At 72.4% G+C, this 17,228-nt stretch carries 17 protein-coding genes; 11 read left to right on the forward strand and 6 right to left on the reverse strand.

The window, feature by feature from the left end; translation table 11 throughout:
- Nucleotides 1-16 precede the first annotated feature (16 nt).
- The 3 genes from NX801_RS30675 to NX801_RS03705 all read right to left on the reverse strand — a co-directional run bounded on the left by NX801_RS30675 (nt 17) and on the right by NX801_RS03705 (nt 1,411).
- The gene (locus NX801_RS30675) at nt 17-433 is read right to left on the reverse strand and encodes a hypothetical protein (RefSeq protein WP_309505774.1); all 417 of its coding nucleotides are present in this window, start codon (nt 431-433) and stop codon (nt 17-19) included.
- Nucleotides 434-779: 346 nt separating this feature from the next.
- Nucleotides 780-1,097 carry a hypothetical protein gene (locus NX801_RS03700; protein WP_258785414.1) on the reverse strand — a complete coding sequence of 106 codons (318 nt, stop codon included), beginning with the start codon at nt 1,095-1,097 and terminating at the stop codon, nt 780-782.
- Nucleotides 1,094-1,411: a hypothetical protein gene (locus NX801_RS03705; RefSeq protein ID WP_258785415.1), complete on the reverse strand. Its 318-nt coding sequence runs from the start codon at nt 1,409-1,411 to the stop codon at nt 1,094-1,096. The genes NX801_RS03700 and NX801_RS03705 overlap by 4 nt, the downstream gene beginning before the upstream one ends.
- 81 nt (nt 1,412-1,492) lie before the next feature.
- Here NX801_RS03705 and NX801_RS03710 point away from each other — a divergent pair, with 81 nt between their 5' ends.
- The 10 genes from NX801_RS03710 to NX801_RS03755 all read left to right on the forward strand — a co-directional run bounded on the left by NX801_RS03710 (nt 1,493) and on the right by NX801_RS03755 (nt 11,801).
- Nucleotides 1,493-2,308, forward strand: a complete 816-nt coding sequence (locus NX801_RS03710; protein ID WP_258785416.1) for a helix-turn-helix domain-containing protein — start codon at nt 1,493-1,495, stop codon at nt 2,306-2,308.
- 16 nt (nt 2,309-2,324) lie between these two features.
- Nucleotides 2,325-2,513 carry a DUF397 domain-containing protein gene (locus NX801_RS03715; protein WP_258785417.1) on the forward strand — a complete coding sequence of 63 codons (189 nt, stop codon included), beginning with the start codon at nt 2,325-2,327 and terminating at the stop codon, nt 2,511-2,513.
- Nucleotides 2,514-3,140: 627 nt separating this feature from the next.
- A complete protein-coding gene (locus NX801_RS03720; RefSeq protein ID WP_258785418.1) occupies nt 3,141-4,457 on the forward strand; it encodes a helix-turn-helix domain-containing protein in 1,317 nt (438 codons plus the stop codon).
- Nucleotides 4,458-4,560: 103 nt separating this feature from the next.
- On the forward strand, nt 4,561-5,556 hold the full coding sequence (locus NX801_RS03725; RefSeq protein WP_258785419.1) for an LbetaH domain-containing protein: 996 nt from the start codon (nt 4,561-4,563) through the stop codon (nt 5,554-5,556).
- 2 nt (nt 5,557-5,558) lie between these two features.
- Nucleotides 5,559-6,875, forward strand: a complete 1,317-nt coding sequence (locus tag NX801_RS03730; protein WP_258785420.1) for a UDP-N-acetylglucosamine 1-carboxyvinyltransferase — start codon at nt 5,559-5,561, stop codon at nt 6,873-6,875.
- The gene (locus NX801_RS03735; protein WP_258785421.1) at nt 6,872-7,903 is read left to right on the forward strand and encodes a serine hydrolase domain-containing protein; all 1,032 of its coding nucleotides are present in this window, start codon (nt 6,872-6,874) and stop codon (nt 7,901-7,903) included. Before NX801_RS03730 ends, NX801_RS03735 begins: the two co-directional genes overlap by 4 nt.
- Nucleotides 7,904-8,100: 197 nt before the next feature.
- On the forward strand, nt 8,101-8,289 hold the full coding sequence (locus tag NX801_RS03740) for a DUF397 domain-containing protein (protein ID WP_258785422.1): 189 nt from the start codon (nt 8,101-8,103) through the stop codon (nt 8,287-8,289).
- A 266-nt stretch (nt 8,290-8,555) separates the two neighbouring features.
- Entirely contained in the window at nt 8,556-9,062 is a 507-nt protein-coding gene (locus NX801_RS03745; protein ID WP_258785423.1) for a hypothetical protein, read from the forward strand.
- 99 nt (nt 9,063-9,161) lie between these two features.
- Entirely contained in the window at nt 9,162-10,568 is a 1,407-nt protein-coding gene (locus NX801_RS03750) for a flotillin family protein (protein WP_258785424.1), read from the forward strand.
- A gap of 171 nt (nt 10,569-10,739) precedes the next feature.
- Nucleotides 10,740-11,801: a PucR family transcriptional regulator gene (locus NX801_RS03755; protein ID WP_258785425.1), complete on the forward strand. Its 1,062-nt coding sequence runs from the start codon at nt 10,740-10,742 to the stop codon at nt 11,799-11,801.
- A 20-nt stretch (nt 11,802-11,821) separates the two neighbouring features.
- Here the strand turns inward: NX801_RS03755 and efeU are convergent, their stop codons facing one another.
- From efeU to efeO, 3 genes are all read right to left on the reverse strand, one after another.
- Nucleotides 11,822-12,841 (reverse strand): iron uptake transporter permease EfeU, encoded by a 1,020-nt coding sequence (efeU, locus tag NX801_RS03760; protein WP_258785426.1) that lies wholly within the window; start codon nt 12,839-12,841, stop codon nt 11,822-11,824.
- 75 nt (nt 12,842-12,916) lie between these two features.
- Nucleotides 12,917-14,176, reverse strand: coding sequence for an iron uptake transporter deferrochelatase/peroxidase subunit (gene efeB, locus NX801_RS03765; RefSeq protein WP_258785654.1), 1,260 nt, complete (start codon nt 14,174-14,176; stop codon nt 12,917-12,919).
- Between the two features lie 111 nt (nt 14,177-14,287).
- Nucleotides 14,288-15,430: an iron uptake system protein EfeO gene (gene efeO / locus NX801_RS03770; RefSeq protein ID WP_258785427.1), complete on the reverse strand. Its 1,143-nt coding sequence runs from the start codon at nt 15,428-15,430 to the stop codon at nt 14,288-14,290.
- A 326-nt stretch (nt 15,431-15,756) separates the two neighbouring features.
- Here efeO and NX801_RS03775 point away from each other — a divergent pair, with 326 nt between their 5' ends.
- Nucleotides 15,757-17,205: a TolB family protein gene (locus NX801_RS03775; protein ID WP_258785428.1), complete on the forward strand. Its 1,449-nt coding sequence runs from the start codon at nt 15,757-15,759 to the stop codon at nt 17,203-17,205.
- The last annotated feature ends 23 nt before the right edge of the window (nt 17,206-17,228 follow it).

Genomic DNA, 17,228 nt, shown 5'->3' on the forward strand with positions numbered 1-17,228 from the left:
GTCGGGCCGCCGGGGCTCACCGGTGGGTGATGTTGGTCATGTCACGGCCGGCCTGGTAGACCCGGCCGCCGTTGCTCGCCTCCGCCCGCAGCTCCGTGTGCCGGGTCCCGGATCGGCCCGGCTTCTCCCGTGCGTCGGCGCCGAGTTCGGCCACCAGCTCCGCGAGCGCCCGGGCCGCGTCGCTGTCCGAGGCCAGCAACTGCCGGAACCGCACCCGCCAGAGCGCCGTGAGGTCCTGTTCGTCCGCCTCGTGCACCCCGCTCAGCAGCAGCTCGCGGCTCTCCGCCACCTGCGCCCGTGCCTCGGCCGCCTGCCCGGGCCTCCGCCACAACCCGCCCACCAGCACCCGGGCCCGCTCCCAGGTCTCGGTGGCGAGCGAGCCCACCACCGCGTTCGCCGCCGTCGCCGCCAGCGCTGCCATCTGCTCGTCCATCCCGGTGCCCCCGTCCGGCAACTGCCCGCCGTACCCGATGTGTCACCAGTCTGCGCGGAGCACCCGGTCTCCCGGAAGGTTGCCTGGAGACCCCATCCGATCGCCGACCATCCCCTGGTAGGAGAGCGACCGGATGGGGCCGATTGGCCCCTCTCCGGGAGGGCAGGAGCGTTGGATTCACCCGGAGAGGGAGTCTGAGGGAGTGCGCCGGGAGGGCCGCCGCCCCCGGCTCCCGGGGCGGGAGCGACGACGGCAGGGGAGCGGCGGCCCCAGGGGGGCCGGTTGTTCCCCGGACACCGACGTCCGGGGAACAACCGGGTTCCTCGCAGGGGTACGCGCACCCGACCTACGAGGAGCTTGTGGTGGTACGCCGGTAGACGCGCACGGCGGAGTCGGCCGACGGCTTCGGCGGCTCGGTCCTCGCCGGTTCCGGCTTGCGCCGGTACGCCCAGATGGAGCCCGCGACGGTGACCGGGGGAAGGTAGTCGAACCAGAGCACCCGCTGTGCCGGGTCCCTGCCGGACGCCATCATGTTGATGATGGCGAAGGGCACGTTGTCCACGAAGACCAGATCCCCGACCTTCAGTTGAGCGGGGGAGTACTTGTGGCCGACGGTCCCCTCGGGAGCCCGGGGGGACATGGTGCCGAAGCTGAGAAAGCTCACGGAGCCGCCTCCCGGTCCGCCGCCTCGGCCGCCCGGTCCGCCTCCTCGTGGGTGCAGCGCACCCGCACCCAGCGGGCGAGGTCGTAGGCGTCACACTGACGCAGCGCGATGGTCACCATGCCGTGCCCGTTCACCACACCGGTGGCCGCCACCGCCGGGTTCTCCAGGCCCATGATCGCCATGGCCTCTTCGAGCTCCGGAACCGCGTTTCTGGCCAGTATGGCGGCGGCCTCGTCGGGGCTCGTACGGGTGTACTGGGGGTAATCCGTGCACGTCGTTTCCGGCGGCTCGGGACTGCTCATCTCCGTTGCCATGACCTAACCTTGGCGCACCTGAACACCCGCTGACCAGTAGGTTCAGTCGGACAACGCCTTGTCTTTTCCGGGGAGTTGAGTGTGACATTAAGTGAAGCTTTGGCCGCGAGCGCTTCGGACAACCCACGCGACTTCATGCGGCAGGAACTCATCCGGCGGCGCACCCTTGCTGGCTTGAAGCAGGAGGAGCTGGCCAAGAAGATCAATGTCTCACCGGACTACATCTCCAAGTTGGAGCGAGGTGTCCGGCCCATCACGCTGGAGCTGGCTATCCGGCTCGATGCGGCACTGAACACGGGCGGGACGTTTGTCGGAGCCTTGGGGCTCGCGGAGGCCGATCCGACCAGCCCCGAGTTCTTCGCATACGTCAAAGAGATGGAGAAGAGTGCGCGGCGGATTGAAGCCTGGGCTCCGAGCCTGATCCCCGGGCTGCTACAGATCGAGGGTTATGCGTACTCGACCATCAGCTCAGTGATGGCGTACGACTCGCAGGAGATGCTTCGGGTCAAGGTGAAGGACCGGCTCGACCGGGCGCAAATTTTCGACTCCGATGAGCCGCCGGAGTATTGGGCAATTGTGGCCGAGGCGGTTCTTCGTGAACCGCTTCCCGGTGGCATGATGGAGGAGCAGCGTGCTCACCTTGTCGAGCTCATCGAGTCCCGGCAGATCGTCCTCCAGATTCTTGAGACGAAGATCGGCATGCACGCGCTGCGAACCGGATCGCTCTGGATTATGACCCTGGACGACGGGTTCCAGTTCGCATACACCGAGGGCCCGTACTCCGGAAGCATCATGGATGACGCCAAGCGGCTCGCCGCTTGCCGGAGGTCGTACGATCTTGTCCGAGCCGACGCCCTGTCACCGGCGGCGTCTCTGGCTCTACTTAAGGAAATCTAGAGGAAGTTGCCGAAAAATGACCAACGAACCAAACTGGCGTACGTCCAGCCATTCCGGTGGTGAAGGCGGCGAATGTGTCGAGGTCGCGGACAACGGGCCTGTGGTCCGGGTCCGGGACACCAAGGACCGTGCGGCCGGCGAGCTGGCGGTGGCTCCCGCCGCCTGGTCGGCGTTCGTGGAGGTCACCGGCGGCCGAGCCCGCTAGCGTCCAGCCTCTCCCCGGACGGACATCCGGAGATCCGTCGCAACACCGGTCCGGATCCAGGCAGTCAGTAGATCACGCAGGCGCTCGGCCGGGGCCACCCCGGCCGAGCGCTTTGCCGTCCCGGGCTCGTGGCCTCTTGCGGGACGGGTCAGGGGATGGGCGTGACTTCGGTCCGGACGCGGTGCAGGAAGTCGCGGACGCGTGGCTCCTTGCGGTCGCCTCAGGTGCTTGAGGTGCCTTTCATAGCCCCCCTGTACATCGAGCAGTTGTTTCCTACGGGCGCGAAGATCGGATCCGCCACCGGCTTCGTCGTCCGCCACAGTGTCCCGTGTCTTCGTCGTCCCCATCATTCTGCTCGTCGTGGTGCCCCGGCCCGATGAAGTCGCCCCAGTCGTCCCAGTAGCCTCAGCCCGGCCGCCACAGTTCGAGCTCTGCACAACTCATCCGGGCCCTGTGTGCCGGGCAGGGCGCCCCACCGACTGGCTTTGTGTCGCTCCGGCAGGGTCCAGCCGGACCTCGCTCGCCATCTCGGATCGGTGCTCCTGGGCTGAACCCCCACTTCGAGTTCACGTCAGTGGGTACGGTTGCTTGCCGTAGCTGTCCGGATACGAGCGGCGGGGGCTGGCCGTGGCTGGGGGCAGGGAAGTCACCTTCGGCGAGTTCATCGCCAAGTTACGTGCGCGCAAGGGCTGGTACCAGCGCGATCTCGCTGCTGAGGCGGGCCGGAGCGAGGAGTGGGTGTCCGGGGTCGAGCGGGGGCTGATCCCCGTCCGGAACGTCGAGATGCTCACCCTGCTCGCACGGGTGCTCGGCACAACCCTGGAGGAGTTGCTGGCCCATCCGCGGCCTGCGCGGGTCGTGTCCAGTTCGCCTCGACGAAAGGTCAGCTCCGCTAGGCTGACGCCCAGTCCGGCTGCCGAGGAGGATGACGACGAGGTGCGACGCCGTGAACTGCTGGCCGCCGCTGCCGCCGTCTTCGCTCCGGTCATCGGCGCCCAGCCTGCTGCCGCGAGCCCGGCACCGCTGGCCCCGCTGGAGGACCTGGTGCTCTACGGCACCGCCGGCATCCCCGGCCGGCGCGAGCCCACCGCGGCCTCGGTCCAATCCTCCGTCCTGGCCGCGCGTCAGAACTTCCGCGCCGCGCGCTACGACGCGCTCGCTCAGGCCCTTCCGGGATGGATCGCCGCAGCTCAGAGCCTCGGTCCTGTCGAGGAGTCGGCTCGGAACGTGGCCGCGCTCTACAACATCGCGGTCCGGCTGTGCATCAAGCTCGGCGACAACGGCATGGTCGCGATCACCTCGGACCGGGCGCTGACCGCCGCACGGGCAGGCGGCGACGGCCTGATCATCGCCGAGGCTCAGCGGATGGTCTCCAGTGCCTGGCGGCGCCAGGGCCACCTGAGCCGGGCCGCCGACATCGCGGTCCGGGCCGCCCACGACCTGCAGCGCGATGCCGGCGTCCCCGAGTCGGCCCGCTTGGCTGCCCAGGGCGACCTGTTCGCCACGGCGGCCTACACCGCCGCGAAGCTCGGCGACCGCTCGTACGCGCACTCGCTGATCACCGAGGCCGCCGACACCGCTCGCGCCGCCGGCCGGGCCTCCGGGCAGGTGGACGGGATCCAGGGAGTGGCCCTGCATCACCTGTCGGTGCACTACGAGCTCGGCGACTCGGGTCAGGCGATCGAGCTGGCCCGCACCGTCAACCCGGTTGCGCTGCCGACCGTCGAGCGCCAGGCCCGGTTCTTCACCGACGTGGCCCGCGCGTTTGACCAGTGGGGCAAGCCCGAGCAGGCTTTCCGCGCGCTGCTGGCCGCCGAGCAGGCCGCCCCGCAGGAGATCCGCCGCAGTGCGGTGCGCGAGGTCGCCACCGACCTGCTCCGCCACGACCGCTCGCTGCCCGGCATCCGCGACTTCGCCGTCCGATCCGGCGTGCAACTCGGCTGACCGTAATTCGGTTACGGGCCCGTAAGCCGATTACGGATCCGGTCTTCGCCGGGGCCTTTCACTGGGGACACCCACTTCCGTCCCCGCTGACGAAGGCCCTCGTATGCCGAGGAACAGCCCCTCCGCCCTGGCCGTCTCCGGCCCGCGCCACCGTGCGCCCGACCGTGACCGGCTGGGCGACTTCCTGACCGCCTCCTGGGCGGTACCGCACATCCCCGTGCTTGTCCTGCCGGGCCTTCTCGTCCTCCACCAGGGCGATCCGGCCCAGCTCTCGGCGGCCCCGGCCGCCGCCACCCCGGACCTGCCCCCGGTCTGGGCCCGGCACCTCTTCACTCGCTCGTCCGAGAGGAGAACAGTCATGCACAACCTCACCGAAGCCCCCACGATGAGCGCCGAGTTCGCGCGCACCGACTACCGCATCACCCCCGATTACTACTTCGAGACCGAGCGCGTCACCGACCCGGTCGTGCTCCACCTGCTCGACCACTGCCCGACCGTCTTCGGCCTCAAGAAGGCTGTGGCCGACCTGCTCGCCGGCCGGGACGAGATCACCCTGCCGGCCTCGGAGGGCGTCATCGCGCCCGGCGCGACCGTCCGAGGCCAGGTGATCGTGGCGGCCGGAGCCGTCATCGCCGAGGGCGCGTTCGTCACCGGCCCCGCTCTGATCTGCCCTGGTGCGGTGATCGAGGCCGGGGCCCGGGTGCGGGACAACACCGTCATCGGCCCCGACTGCCGGATCGGCTTCGGTGCCGAGGTCACTCGCAGCCTGCTGGTCGGCGGCGTCTTCATGAAGCACACCAGCTTCGTCGGCGACTCCGTCCTCGGGCTGGGCGTCAACATCGGCGCCTTCGTCTCCACCACTGGCCTGCGCTGCACCTCCGGGCCGGTCACCGAGCCGGCCGCCGAGGAGGTGAGCGCGCACCTGGACGGCCATCGCATCGCCACCGGCCAGACCAAGTTCGGCGCCGTCGTCGGCGACGGCGTCATCATCCCGGCCGGCACCGTCCTGCAGCCCGCCACCCTGATCGGCGCCCACACCGTGCTCTACCCCAAGACCCAGGTCGGGGGCTTCTTCCCCGCCGGAAGCCAAGGAAGGTGACCATGAACGACCAGCTCAACCTGCCGCCCGCCACCGACTCCCGCGCCGTCCGCGTCGCCGGCGGCCACCGTCTGGAGGGCACGACGACGGTCCAGGGCAGCAAGAACATCGCCCTGCACCTGTACGCCGCCGCTGTGCTGGCGGACGAGCCGCTGACCCTGGCCGGTGCCCCGGAGATCCCGGACACCTTGGTCTGCACGGAGATCCTCAACCGCACCGGTACCCCGACCAAGGTCGTCGGCGACCGCTTCGAGACCACCCCGGCCGCCGCCTGGTACCCGGTCATCCCCGACCAGCTCGGCGGCCGCATCCGCTCCACCGCCGTCATGGCCGCCGCCCTGCTCGCCCGCACCGGGCAGGTCAGCTTCCCGCTGCCGGGCGGCGACGCCTTCTGCCGCCGCCTGATCGACCGCCACCTCGCCGCCATGGAGGCCGCCGGCGCCACCCTGGCGGTCACCCACACCCATGTGAAGGCCCGCACCGCCTCCCGGGACTCAGCCGCCTTCACCACCGACGCCGCCACCCGGCAGTGGGGGCCGAGCCTGGGTGCCACGGTCACCGCGATGCTGCTGGCCGCCCGCCTGCGGGGCACTTCCAGCATCCTGAACCCCAGCATCGAACCCGAGGTGATGGTCACCGCCGCCGTGCTCGCGGCCGGCGGAGTCGGCATCACCTGGGAGGGCACCATCGCCCTGCACGTCACCGGCACCGACCGGATCACCGGCGGTGCCTTCCAGATCCCGCCGGACCGGCTGGAGGCCGCCACCCTCACCCTGGCCGCCGCCATCACCGGCGGCACCGTACAGCTCGACAACTTCCCGACCAGCGAGTTCCCCGATGGCCTGGTGGCCGTCTTCGCCGACGCCGGGATCGAGCTGGTCCCGGTCAACGGCGGCACCCTGGCCCGCTGCCCGGCCGGCCCGCGCGCGGTGCACACGGCCACCGGCCCCCACCCCGCCTTCCCGACCGACACGCAGCCCCAACTGACCGCCTTCCTCAGCCAGGCCCCGGCCACCTCCCGGATCGAGGAACGCGTCTACACCGACCGCACCACCCACATCGGCCCTCTGCGGGCGCTCGGCGCCGCCGTCAACGCCGACGGCTCGGTCATCACCGTCCGCGGCCCCGCCCCGCTGACCGGCGCCGACGTGGCCGGGAAGGACATCCGGGCGGCCACCGCCGCGCTGATCGCCGCTCTGGCCGCCGAGGGCACCTCTACGATCCGAGGGATGTACCACCTGCGACGCGGCTACGGCGGCCTGCTGCCCAAACTCACCTCGCTCGGTGCCGAACTGACGATCAATCCGGAGATGCCGTGACCGTCACCTCGTGGAAGCCCGCCCAGCTCGCCGACCTGCGCGAGTGCCTGGAGCTGATGACCGCCGACGGCACGGTGCCCGGCGGCGTCATCGCCCACGGCACCCTCGACGGGCAGCCCGGCTTCCTGACCGCCGGCATCGTCGCACCCGAGTGCGGCGACGCCCGCCCCGGCCCGGACACCGTCTACGACGTCGCCTCGCTGACCAAGGTGGTCGCCACCTGGCCGCTCATCGGCAGCACCGGCATCGACCTCGACACCCCCGTCAGCACCTTCCTGCCCACCGTGCCCGCCGAGGCGCCGGGCGGGAAGGTGACGATGGGCCAGATCCTGGCCCACACCACCGGGCTGCGGGCCGACACCCGCCTGGACCAGTACCGCAACCGGAGTGCGGACCTGGCCGCCCTGATCTGCGGCGAAGACCTGATCGCCGAACCGGGGGCCGGGCACCGCTACATCAACCGCGGCTTCATCCTCGCCGGCCTCCTGCTCGCCCAGGACACCGGCCGCCGCCTGAACGACCTGGCCGCCGGCCTATGGACCTCCCTCGGCATGACCAGCACCGCCTACGGGCCGATCAGCCGCTCCAGCCAGGTCGCGCCGACCGAACAGCGACTGGCCGGTGCCCCGCGGCTGTGGGGCATCCCGCACGACGACAACGCGGCCCTGCTGGGCGGCGTCGCCGGACACGCGGGCGTCTTCACCACCGCCGCCGACCTGGCCACCTACGCGACCGCCCTGCTGGCCGGGCACCGCGACGGCACCGAGCTGGGCCGCTGGCTGGCCCGCAGTATCGTCCCGCGGGCCGTGATCGAACCGGGTATCGACCGGGGTCTGGCCTGGATCCTCGCCGGCGACGGCCGAGCGGTCTACCACCACGGCTTCACCGGCACGAGCCTCTACCTATTCCCGGCCACCGGCCGCTACCTGGCGATCTGCACCAACGCGGTCTACCACCACCAGGACAACCGCACCGCCCTCGCGCCCCTGCGGGACGTCGCCATCAAGGTGATCACCGCCGAACCCTAGGGAGAAGCCGGCCGTGGCACCGACCACGCTCGCACCCCTGACCACGGCATCACCGCCGAGCGGGTGGACGACCACGCGGGCGCCGGAGCCCTGGGAGTCATGCCCCGCCTGGTCCAGTTCACGACACTCGTATGGGCGTACCGAGCGGCATCATGGAAGTGCAGCGTGCTCACCTTGTCGAAAGGGAGTTACCGAAAATGATCAACAATCCGAACTGGCGTACGTCGAGTTACTCCGCTGGCACAGGCGGCGAGTGTGTCGAGGTCGCGGACAACGGGCCTGTGGTCCGGGTCCGGGACACCAAGGACCGCGCGGCCGGCGAGCTGGCGGTGGCTCCCGCCGCCTGGTCGGCGTTCGTGGAGGTCACCGGCGGCCGAGCCCGCTAGCGTCCAGCCTCTCCCCGGACGGGGACACAGCAGGGCCCGTCTCCCTTCCAGCGCCGGGAGACGGGCCCTTTCCCGCGCCCGGAGGTGGGAACGGTGCGCCTCGGGCGCAACCGGCCGGGGTGGTTCCGCGTGTCCGTGGGTGGAGGGGGCGTGGGGGCGGCATCAAGGGGGCGTAAAGATTGCCGGAAACCGGCAATGCGGATCGGCCGCCGGCCATGACAAGATTCCCTCACCTCGGGGATCGGTTACCTGTATAGGGGGAGTGCATGGGGCTGTTTCTGGGCCTCGGCATCGCGGGGGTCGCGTTGCTGGCCTGTTCGCTGCTTCTCGACGGGCTGTTCGAGGGGCTGTTCGGCGGAGCGCTGGGCGGGTTGTTCGGATGGCTGTCGCTGCCGGTGGTGGCCGGGTTCGTCTCGATGCTCGGCTTCACCGGGGCCATCGTGCTGGGCACCACCGGCCTGGGCGCGGGGGTGGCCACGGCCGCCGGCGCGCTCGCGGGGGCCGTGGCCGGAGCCCTCACCTGGCGGCTGAGCCGGGCCCTGATGCGCGAACAGCCGGTGCCCGCGCCGCGCGGTGACGACCTGCTCGGGGTCTCCGGCGCGGTGGTCACCGCCATCCCGGCCGACGGCTACGGCGAGGTGCTGCTGCGTGTCCACGGGCAGCCGGTGAAGTTCGCCGCCCGCTCGGCCGTGCCCGCGCCACGGGGCGCCGAGGTCTGGGTGGAGGAGAGCCTCTCGCCCAGCTCCGTCCGGGTCCGCCCGGTCGAACGCTGACCACACCGGTCGCCAGTCCACCGGTCACCCGTCACCGGTTCTGACGTTTCGTTCCACCCGCTCGATCGGCCCCCACCAGGGGCGCAAGGGGGATGCTCCATGAGTCCAGTCATCATCGCCGTGGCCGGGGTCGTCGTACTCCTGGTCCTGCTCGTCCTCGCCGTGATCACGCGCTACAAGGTCGCCGGGCCCAGCGAGGCGTTCATCATCACCGGCCGGCGCGGCAAGACCGCCGCCGACAACAGCGGCCAGAAGGTCGTCGTCGGCGGAGGCGTCTTCGTCGTACCGTTCGTCCAGCAGCGGTTCACCCTCGACCTGTCGAGCCGCCACATACCCGTCGCCGTGCGCGGCGCGGTCACCCTGCGCGGGGTCAAGGCGCACCTCGAAGGCGTGGCGATCGTCAAGGTCGGCGGCGCCGAGGACTCCATCCGGGCCGCCGCCCAGCGCTTCCTGATGCAGCAGAAGGGCATCGTCGGCTTCACCCAGGAAGTGCTCTCCGGCGCGCTGCGCTCCATCGTCGGCCGGATGTCGGTGGAGGACATCATCCGCGACCGGGCCGCGTTCGCCGGGCAGGTCGCGGAGGAGGCCGAGGCCAGCCTCGCCGGGCAGGGTCTGGTGCTCGACGCCTTCCAGATCCAGGACATCACCACCGAGGGCTCCTACCTGGAGGATCTGGGCCGTCCCGAGGCGGCGCGCGCCCGGCAGGAGGCCGACATCGCGGAGGCCGTGGCCCGCCGGGCGTCCGAGCAGGCACGGCTGAAGGCCGAGGAGGAAATCGCGATCGCCCAGCGGACGTTCGCGCTCAAGCAGGCCGAGATCAAGGCCGAGACCGATGTGGCCGCCGCCCGGGCCGCCGCCGCGGGACCGCTGGCCGAGGCCGACCGGCAGCAGGAGATCCTCAGCCAGCAGGAGAAGGTCGCGGAGCGGCAGGCCGCCCTCACCGACCGGGAGCTGGACACCCGGGTGCGCAAGCCCGCCGACGCGGCGCGCTACCAGGCCGAGCAGGAGGCCGAGGCCCGCCGTATCGCCCAGGTCAAGGAGGCCGAGGCGGACGCCCAGCGCGCCCGGCTGACCGGTGAGGGTGCCAAGGCCCACCGCGCGGCGCTCGCGGAGGCCACCCGGATCGAGGGCGAGGCCGAGGCCGCCGCCATCGCGGCCCGGGGAGCCGCCGAGGCCGAGGCCATGCGGAAGAAGGCCGACGCCTTCGCCCAGTACGGTGACGCGGCGGTGCTCCAGATGCTGGTGGAGGTGCTGCCGCAGGTCGTGGCCAAGGCGGCCGAACCGCTGTCCGCCATCGACAAGATGACCGTCATCTCCACCGACGGCGCCGGGCAACTGCCGCGTACCGTCGCCAACAACGTGGCCCAGGGCATCGAACTGCTCGGCTCCGCCACCGGCGTCGACCTCACCAAGCTGCTGGGCGGGCTGACCGCCAGGGGCACCGCCCCGCTCAACGGCCGGCCGGGCGGCGGCGCCGACGACGGAAGGGTCGAGGTCACCGGCTGACCCCCGGGGGGACCGCCCCGGCCCCGCCCGGGACCCGGAGCCCGGCGCCGCACTCGTGCGCGGCGCCGGGCTCCGGGCGTTTACGCTGGTCGGATGCGGTGCGGCAGCCCCGGCGGGGTCGCCCGCCGCGCGGTGCGCCGGGACCGGGGGCAGGGGAGCGGGGAGGGGACGATGACGGCCGGAGAGAGGGCCGAGCGGCACCTTGAGGGATACGCGCGCATCCTGACGGAGGCGTGCGGGACCGGCCGGCGGCTGCGCCGGGACGAGTTGGAGGACCTGCGGGCAGGCGGCGAACGGGCGGCCGAGGCGGGGGTGGGGCTGCGCGCTCTGGTACGGGCCCAGCTCGCCGTCGCGGAGGCCGTCCGGCCCACCCTGGAGCCCGGGGCGGTCGGCCATCTGCTCGCCGCCGTGGGACAGGCCGTCGACGCCTCCGCCGAGGGCCATGAGCGGGCCCAGCGGCTGGCCATCCGCCGGGAGGAGACGGCCCGCCGGGAGTTCATCGACGACCTGCTGCACGGCCGCAGCGACCTGGGCCGGCTGGCCGAGCGCGCCGAGCGGTTCGGGCTGCTGCTCTCCCGCGCCCATGCCGTGGCCGTCGCGGAGAGCTCCCGGCCGTACGGTGACGGGCACCCCGTCACCCGGGGCGTGGAGGCCGCGCTGACCGCCCGCTTCGGGGCCCGCCGCATCCTGCTGGCCACCAAGAACGGCCGGCTGATCTGCATCGCGCCCGGCGACCAGGAGGACGTCCTCGGCTACTTCGCCAAGCGGGCGTACGACGCCACCGACGGCGGCCGGGTCGCGATCGGCCGCGCCCACGCCGGGGTCGGCGGGGTGGTGCGGTCGTACGAGGAGGCGCTGAGCGCCCTCGACCTGGCGGTCCGCATGGAGCTGGCCGACCCGGTGCTGCGCGCCGCCGATCTGCTGGTCTACCCGGTGCTCACCCGGGACCGGCAGGCGATGGCGGACCTGGTGGTCAGCGTCCTCGGCCCGCTCCGGGGAGCCCGGGGCGGCGCCGAACCGCTGCTCGCCACCCTCACCGCGTACTTCGACACCGGCTGTGTCACCGCCGAGGCGGCCCGCAAGCTCGGGCTGAGCGTCCGCGCCGTCACCTACCGGCTGGCCAGGATCCACCAGCTGACCGGCGCCGACCCCGGCGACCCCATGCACCGCTACACACTCCAGACCGCCGTGGTGGGCGCCCGGCTGCTGGACTGGCCGGCCCAGGAGCTGTGACCGGGTGGCCGGGGGCCCGGCTACTCGGCGGTGGGGCCGGTGGTACGGGAGTCCGGCGCGGGACCGGTCGCGGCCGGCGCCGTACCCGGGCCGGGCGCCGGGGCCGTACCGGAGCCGCCGACCGTCCCCGGAGCCGTACCGGAGCCGCCGACCGTCCCCGGGGCCGTACCGGAGCCGGCGGGTACGGCGCCGCCGGACGGGGCCGCCGCCGGGGATCCGGGGGCCGCCGCGGCCGGGGTGTCCCGGCGCGGGGCCAGGAAGAGGGCCAGCACCGGCAGCAGATAGGCGAGCCAGACGCAGAGCTGGAGCACGGTCGGGTCCGGCTGGAAGTTGAAGACGCCCTTCAGCAGGGTGCCGTACCAGCTGTCCGGCGGCACCGCCCCGCTGATGTCGAACGCCTTGTCGCCCAGGCCGCCCAGGAACCGGGCCTCCTGGAGGTCGTGCACCCCGTAGGCGAGCACCCCGGCCGCGACCACCACCAGCAGTCCGCCGGTCCACTGGAAGAACCGGCCCAGGTCGATCCGGAGCGCGCCCCGGTAGAAGAGCCAGCCGAGCACCACCGCCGTGGCGATGCCCAGCAGCACCCCGGCCAGCGGCGCGGGGGTGCCCTCGCCGCTCGCCCGGACCGAGGCCCAGACGAAGAGCGCCGTCTCCAGACCCTCCCGGCCGACCGCCAGGAACGCGGTGGCGACCAGGGCGCCGGTGCCCATGGTCAGCGCCTGGTCGAGCCGGCCGTGCAGCTCGGCCCGCAGATGGCGGGCGGTGCGCCGCATCCAGAAGACCATCCAGGTGACCAGGCCCACCGCGACGATCGACAGACTGCCGCCGATCAGCTCCTGGGCCTCGAACGTCAGCTCCTGGGTGCCGAATTCGAGTGCGGCGCCGAAGCCGAGGGAGAGCGCGCAGGCCAGGGCGACTCCGGTCCACACCGGGCGCAGCGCGTCCCGGCGGCCGGTCTTGACCAAGTAGGCGACCAGGATGCAGACGACCAGGCTCGCCTCCAGCCCCTCGCGCAGACCGATCAGATAGTTGCCGAACACGGCGGGTCCTGCCTTTCCGTATGAACCCCGTGGCGGTGTGGTCCCGCGAAGGTGTGGTGGTGGGGGCGGGGAGCGTCAGGAGAAGAGCGTCCGGCCCCACCAGTCGGACGCGTCCCGCACCCCCGGCGGGACGGCGAAGACGGCCGAACCGACGTGCTGGATGTACTCGTTGAGACCGTCCTGCCGGGCCAGCCGGCGCTGCACCGGGATGAACCCGGTGCGCGGGTCGCGCTGGTAGGCCAGGAAGAACAGCCCCGCGTCCAGCCGCCCGAGACCGTCGGTGCCGTCGGTGAACGAGTATCCCCGGCGCAGCAGCCGTGCCCCGCCGTTGGAGTCCGGGTGGGCGAGCCGGACATGGGCGTCCGGCTTCATGGCGGGGAGGAACGGCTCGTCGTGCTCGTTGGACCGGCCGACCGGAGCGCCCTCGCCCTTGTCCCGGCCGAAGATGTCCTCCTGCTCCTGGAGCGAGGTGCGGTCCCAGGTCTCGATGTTCATCCGGATGCGCCGGGCCACCAGATAGGAGCCGCCGGCCATCCACGGACTGCCGTCCCGCGCGGCGGCCCAGACGTGCCGGCCGAGCGCGGCGGTGTCGGTGCCCGCGATGTTCCGGGTGCCGTCCTTGAAACCCATCATGTTGCGCGGGGTCTGCGCCTCGGGCGTGGTGGAGGAGGTCTTGCCGAAGCCGAGCTGCGACCAGCGCACCGCCGTCCGGCCGAAGCCGATCCTGGCGAGCTGACGGATGGCGTGCACCGCCACCTGTGGGTCGTCCGCGCACGCCTGGACGCACAGATCGCCGCCGGAGCGGGCCCGGTCCAGGTTGTCGCCGGGGAAGGGCTCCAGGTCCACCAGGGCGTCCGGGCGGCGGCCGGCCAGACCGAACCGGTCCTTGGCGAACAGGCCGGGACCGAAGCCGACCGTCAGGGTCAGCCGGGACGCCGCGAGACCGAGCGCCTCGCCGGTGTCGTCGGGCGGCGCCTCCGGCAACCCGCCGAACCCGCCCTCGCCGACCGGGCGGCCGGCGGTCATCAGCCGGGCCGCGGCCGTCCACTCCTTCAGCAGCGCCACCAGCTCCGCGCGGTCCTTGGTCGTCACGTCGAAGGCGGCGAAGTGCAGCCGGTCCTGGACGGGGGTGGCGATGCCCGCCTGATGCGGACCGTGGAACGGTACGGCCGTCCCGGCGCCGGCCGTACCGGCGACGTCGCCGCGCAGCGCGACCGCCGTACCCCCGGCAGCGGCGGCACCGAGCGCCAGCCCGGCGCCGCCCCAGCCCAGCAGGGCCCGGCGGGACGGCGCGGTCCGCCCGGGGCCGTCCGCCCGGGCATCGGCGTCACCGATGTCACCGGTGTCGCGGACGGTGCCGGTGTCACCGGTGTCACCGGTGACACCGGGACGGCCGGCGCCGCTGGTGTCGGCGCCGCTGGTGGTGTGCTCGTCCGGCACCGGAACCTACTTCACGACCGCGGCGGCCAGCTTGGAGAGCGGCTCGGCCAGCGCGTTCACGCCGTCGCTCAGCTCCTTGCGCCGGTCCGGGGCCACCTTGTCGTAGGAGGTGAACACGTAGCTGTTCTTGTCGGCCCGGTACGTGTCGAGCAGCGCGTTGAGCGCGGCGAACCGGGCGTCCAGGTTCTTGGCCAGCGCCGGGTCGTTCTTCGCCGCCACCGGCTTCAGCAGCTGGTACGACTTCTCGGCCCCCTCCAGGTTGGCCTTGAAGTCCACCAGGTCGGTGTGCGAGTAGCGCTCCTCCTCGCCGGTCACCTTGCCCGAGGCCACCTCGTCCAGCAGCTCCTTGGCCCCGTTGGCCATGGAGGTGGGGGTGATCTCCGCGAAGCCGACCTTCTTCTGCCAGACGGTCAGATCGGCCACCAGGGTGTCCGCGAGCTTCTTCTCCTCCGGACCGATCTTCTTGTCCTGCCAGAGCGCCTTCTCCAGCCGGTGCCAGCCGGTCCAGGTCTGGCCCTTCTCCAGGCCGTCCGCGCGCACGTCCACCTTGGGGTCGATGTCCCCGAAGGACTCCGCGACCGGCTCGGTCCGCTCCCAGCCGATCCGGGACGGGGCGTACGCCTGCTGGGCCGCCGCCAGGTTCCCCGACTTCACCGCCGCCGCGAACGCCCGCGCCCTGGGCAGCGTCTCCTCGGCCTGGGCCAGCACATAGCTCCGGTAGGCCGCGACCGCCGCGTCCTGCTCCGGGCTGCGCTTCGCCGCCGCGCCCTTGCCGGTCACCTTGACCTGCTGGCGGATGCCGTCCCCGGTCATGCCCGGCTTGCAGGCGATCGCGTAGTCGCCCGGCTTGATCTCGGCGGTGATGGTGGCCTTGGTGCCGGGACCGATGTTCTCCCGCTCGGTCACGATCCGGTCATCCGGGAACAGGACGTAGACCTCGGTGACCTTGCTGCCCTTGTTCTCCACCTCCAGGCTCACCTTGCCGGCCGCGAACTCCTTGGCGGAGACCTCGCAGGCGGTGTCCTTCGCCTCGACCCGGACGGTGCCCTCGCCGCCCTTGGCCGACCCCTTTTCGGCGCAGGCGCTGAGGGTGGTGAGGGCCGTCACCACGGCGGTGGCGGCGAGGAGCGGGCGAACGGACGGGCGCATGAGGTCTCCAGCGGAGGAGGGGGACGGCGAACCTCGGAGAGGTCCGGGTCAAGTTAGCCTAGCCTCACCTGCGAAAAGGGTTCGAGACCGCTTTCGAATCCGCACTGTTATGCGTCGGATATGAACAAAGGCCGCATTGTTCAAGGTGCGGCCAGTTCTCGGTAAAGCACCGGTCAACCCCGCCGGCCGGCCGATGGCCGGTTGTCCGCGCAACCTCTTGACCGCCCGGCCGTGCGCGGCTTGGCTCCGGCCCGGGGCACCGGCCGCCCGGGGCCGGTGTGCGCGGGGTCGCGTGCGCGCGCCGCGCGGCAGACGAGGGGGACCGTATGCGACACAGCAGACACGCCGGACACAGCAGACGCGCCACACGCGACACCGCGCGTGACACCACACCCGGCACCGTATCCGCCGGCCGGGGAACCGGGGCGAACGGGAGAACCCGCACCGCGCTGGCCGTCCTGGCCGGAACCTGCCTCACCGCGGGCGTCCTGGCCCCGGGCACGGCGGTGGCCCGCCCGGCGGACGGCGGTACCGCCCGGGCCGTACCGGCGGTGGAGCGGATCAGCGTCGCGCAGGACGGAGCCCAGGGGAACGGGCCGTCGCACTCCTCGTCGATCAGCGCCGACGGCCGGACGGTGACCTTCCTCTCCGCCGCCGGCAACCTGGTGCCGGGTGACACCGACGGCGCCACGGACATCTTCATCCGCTCGCTGTCGACCGGTCGGACGCAGCGGCTGGAGTTCGGCCGCCCCGGGCTGGAGCCGGTCGCGCTGTCGGCCGACGCGGAGGGGCGCAGGGGAGTCGTGGAGACGTACCAGTACGACCCGGTCACCGGGGAGCAGACGCAGGAACTCTGGGTGTACGACCGCGACAGCGGTCGGGTCCGGCCCATGCTGCCGGGCGGCCCGACACTGGCCGGAATCCAGCAGGCGGTCATCAGCGCCGACGGCCGGTCCGTGGCGTTCCAGTCCACCCGCGCCGATCTGGTGCCCGGTGACACCAACGGCATCGCCGACATCTTCGTCCACGACCTGCGGCGCGGCACCACCAAGCGGGTCAACGTCTTCAGCGACGGCACCCAGGCCGACCGCGCCGCCGCCGGCCCGAGCCTGAGCGCGGACGGCAGCCGGGTCCTCTTCATCTCCCGGACCGACCTGGCCCCCGGGCCGGAGGGGCCGGGTCCCGGGGAGCCGGGCGCCGGCACCGCCCGCAAGCCGATCAGCTATCCGGCCTTCGTGCACGACCTGCGCACCGGCCGCACCGAGGCCGCCAGCATGGGCCACGACAACGCCACGGTCGGGGCCATCAGCGCCTCGCTCAGCGCCGACGGCCGGTACGCGCTGTTCTCGTCGCGGTATGTCGATGTCGTCCCCGGGGACACCAACAATCAGATCGACCTCTTCCGCCGGGATCTGCGCCGGGGCACCGTCGAGCGCGTCAGCCTCGCGCACGACGGTGCCGAGCCGCAGGGCGGGGAGAGCTGGAACGGCGTCCTGAGCGCCGACGGCCGCACCCTGCTGTTCAACTCCGTGGCGAACAACCTGGTGCCCGGCGACACCAACGACGGGGAAGACCTCTTCGCCCGCGATCTGCGGACCGGAGCGGTCGAGCGGCTCCCCGTGACGCCCGACGGCAGCGCTCTGCCCTGGGACGTGTACGGCTACACCACCGACGCCCGGGGCCGCACGGTGGCCTTCGACTCGGGGAGCGCCGCGCTGGTGCCGGAGGACACCAACGGCGTCTCCGACGTCTACGTCCTGCGCCGCCGGAGCTGAACCCCCGACGGGGGGACGGCACG

Origin of the sequence: Streptomyces pyxinae (genome assembly GCF_024756275.1) — a bacterium.
Classification (GTDB): domain Bacteria; phylum Actinomycetota; class Actinomycetes; order Streptomycetales; family Streptomycetaceae; genus Streptomyces; species Streptomyces pyxinae.

What these genes read in the sequence shown, in the direction of transcription:
- NX801_RS30675 (WP_309505774.1), bottom strand. Translation starts at nt 433, where the DNA reads ATGGACGAGCAGATGGCAGCGCTGGCGGCGACGGCGGCGAACGCGGTG.
- NX801_RS03755 (WP_258785425.1), top strand. Translation starts at nt 10,740, where the DNA reads ATGACGGCCGGAGAGAGGGCCGAGCGGCACCTTGAGGGATACGCGCGC.
- NX801_RS03745 (WP_258785423.1), top strand. Translation starts at nt 8,556, where the DNA reads ATGGGGCTGTTTCTGGGCCTCGGCATCGCGGGGGTCGCGTTGCTGGCC.
- NX801_RS03730 (WP_258785420.1), top strand. Translation starts at nt 5,559, where the DNA reads ATGAACGACCAGCTCAACCTGCCGCCCGCCACCGACTCCCGCGCCGTC.
- NX801_RS03750 (WP_258785424.1), top strand. Translation starts at nt 9,162, where the DNA reads ATGAGTCCAGTCATCATCGCCGTGGCCGGGGTCGTCGTACTCCTGGTC.
- NX801_RS03715 (WP_258785417.1), top strand. Translation starts at nt 2,325, where the DNA reads ATGACCAACGAACCAAACTGGCGTACGTCCAGCCATTCCGGTGGTGAA.
- NX801_RS03725 (WP_258785419.1), top strand. Translation starts at nt 4,561, where the DNA reads ATGCCGAGGAACAGCCCCTCCGCCCTGGCCGTCTCCGGCCCGCGCCAC.
- NX801_RS03705 (WP_258785415.1), bottom strand. Translation starts at nt 1,411, where the DNA reads ATGGCAACGGAGATGAGCAGTCCCGAGCCGCCGGAAACGACGTGCACG.
- efeO (WP_258785427.1), bottom strand. Translation starts at nt 15,430, where the DNA reads ATGCGCCCGTCCGTTCGCCCGCTCCTCGCCGCCACCGCCGTGGTGACG.
- NX801_RS03775 (WP_258785428.1), top strand. Translation starts at nt 15,757, where the DNA reads ATGCGACACAGCAGACACGCCGGACACAGCAGACGCGCCACACGCGAC.
- NX801_RS03740 (WP_258785422.1), top strand. Translation starts at nt 8,101, where the DNA reads ATGATCAACAATCCGAACTGGCGTACGTCGAGTTACTCCGCTGGCACA.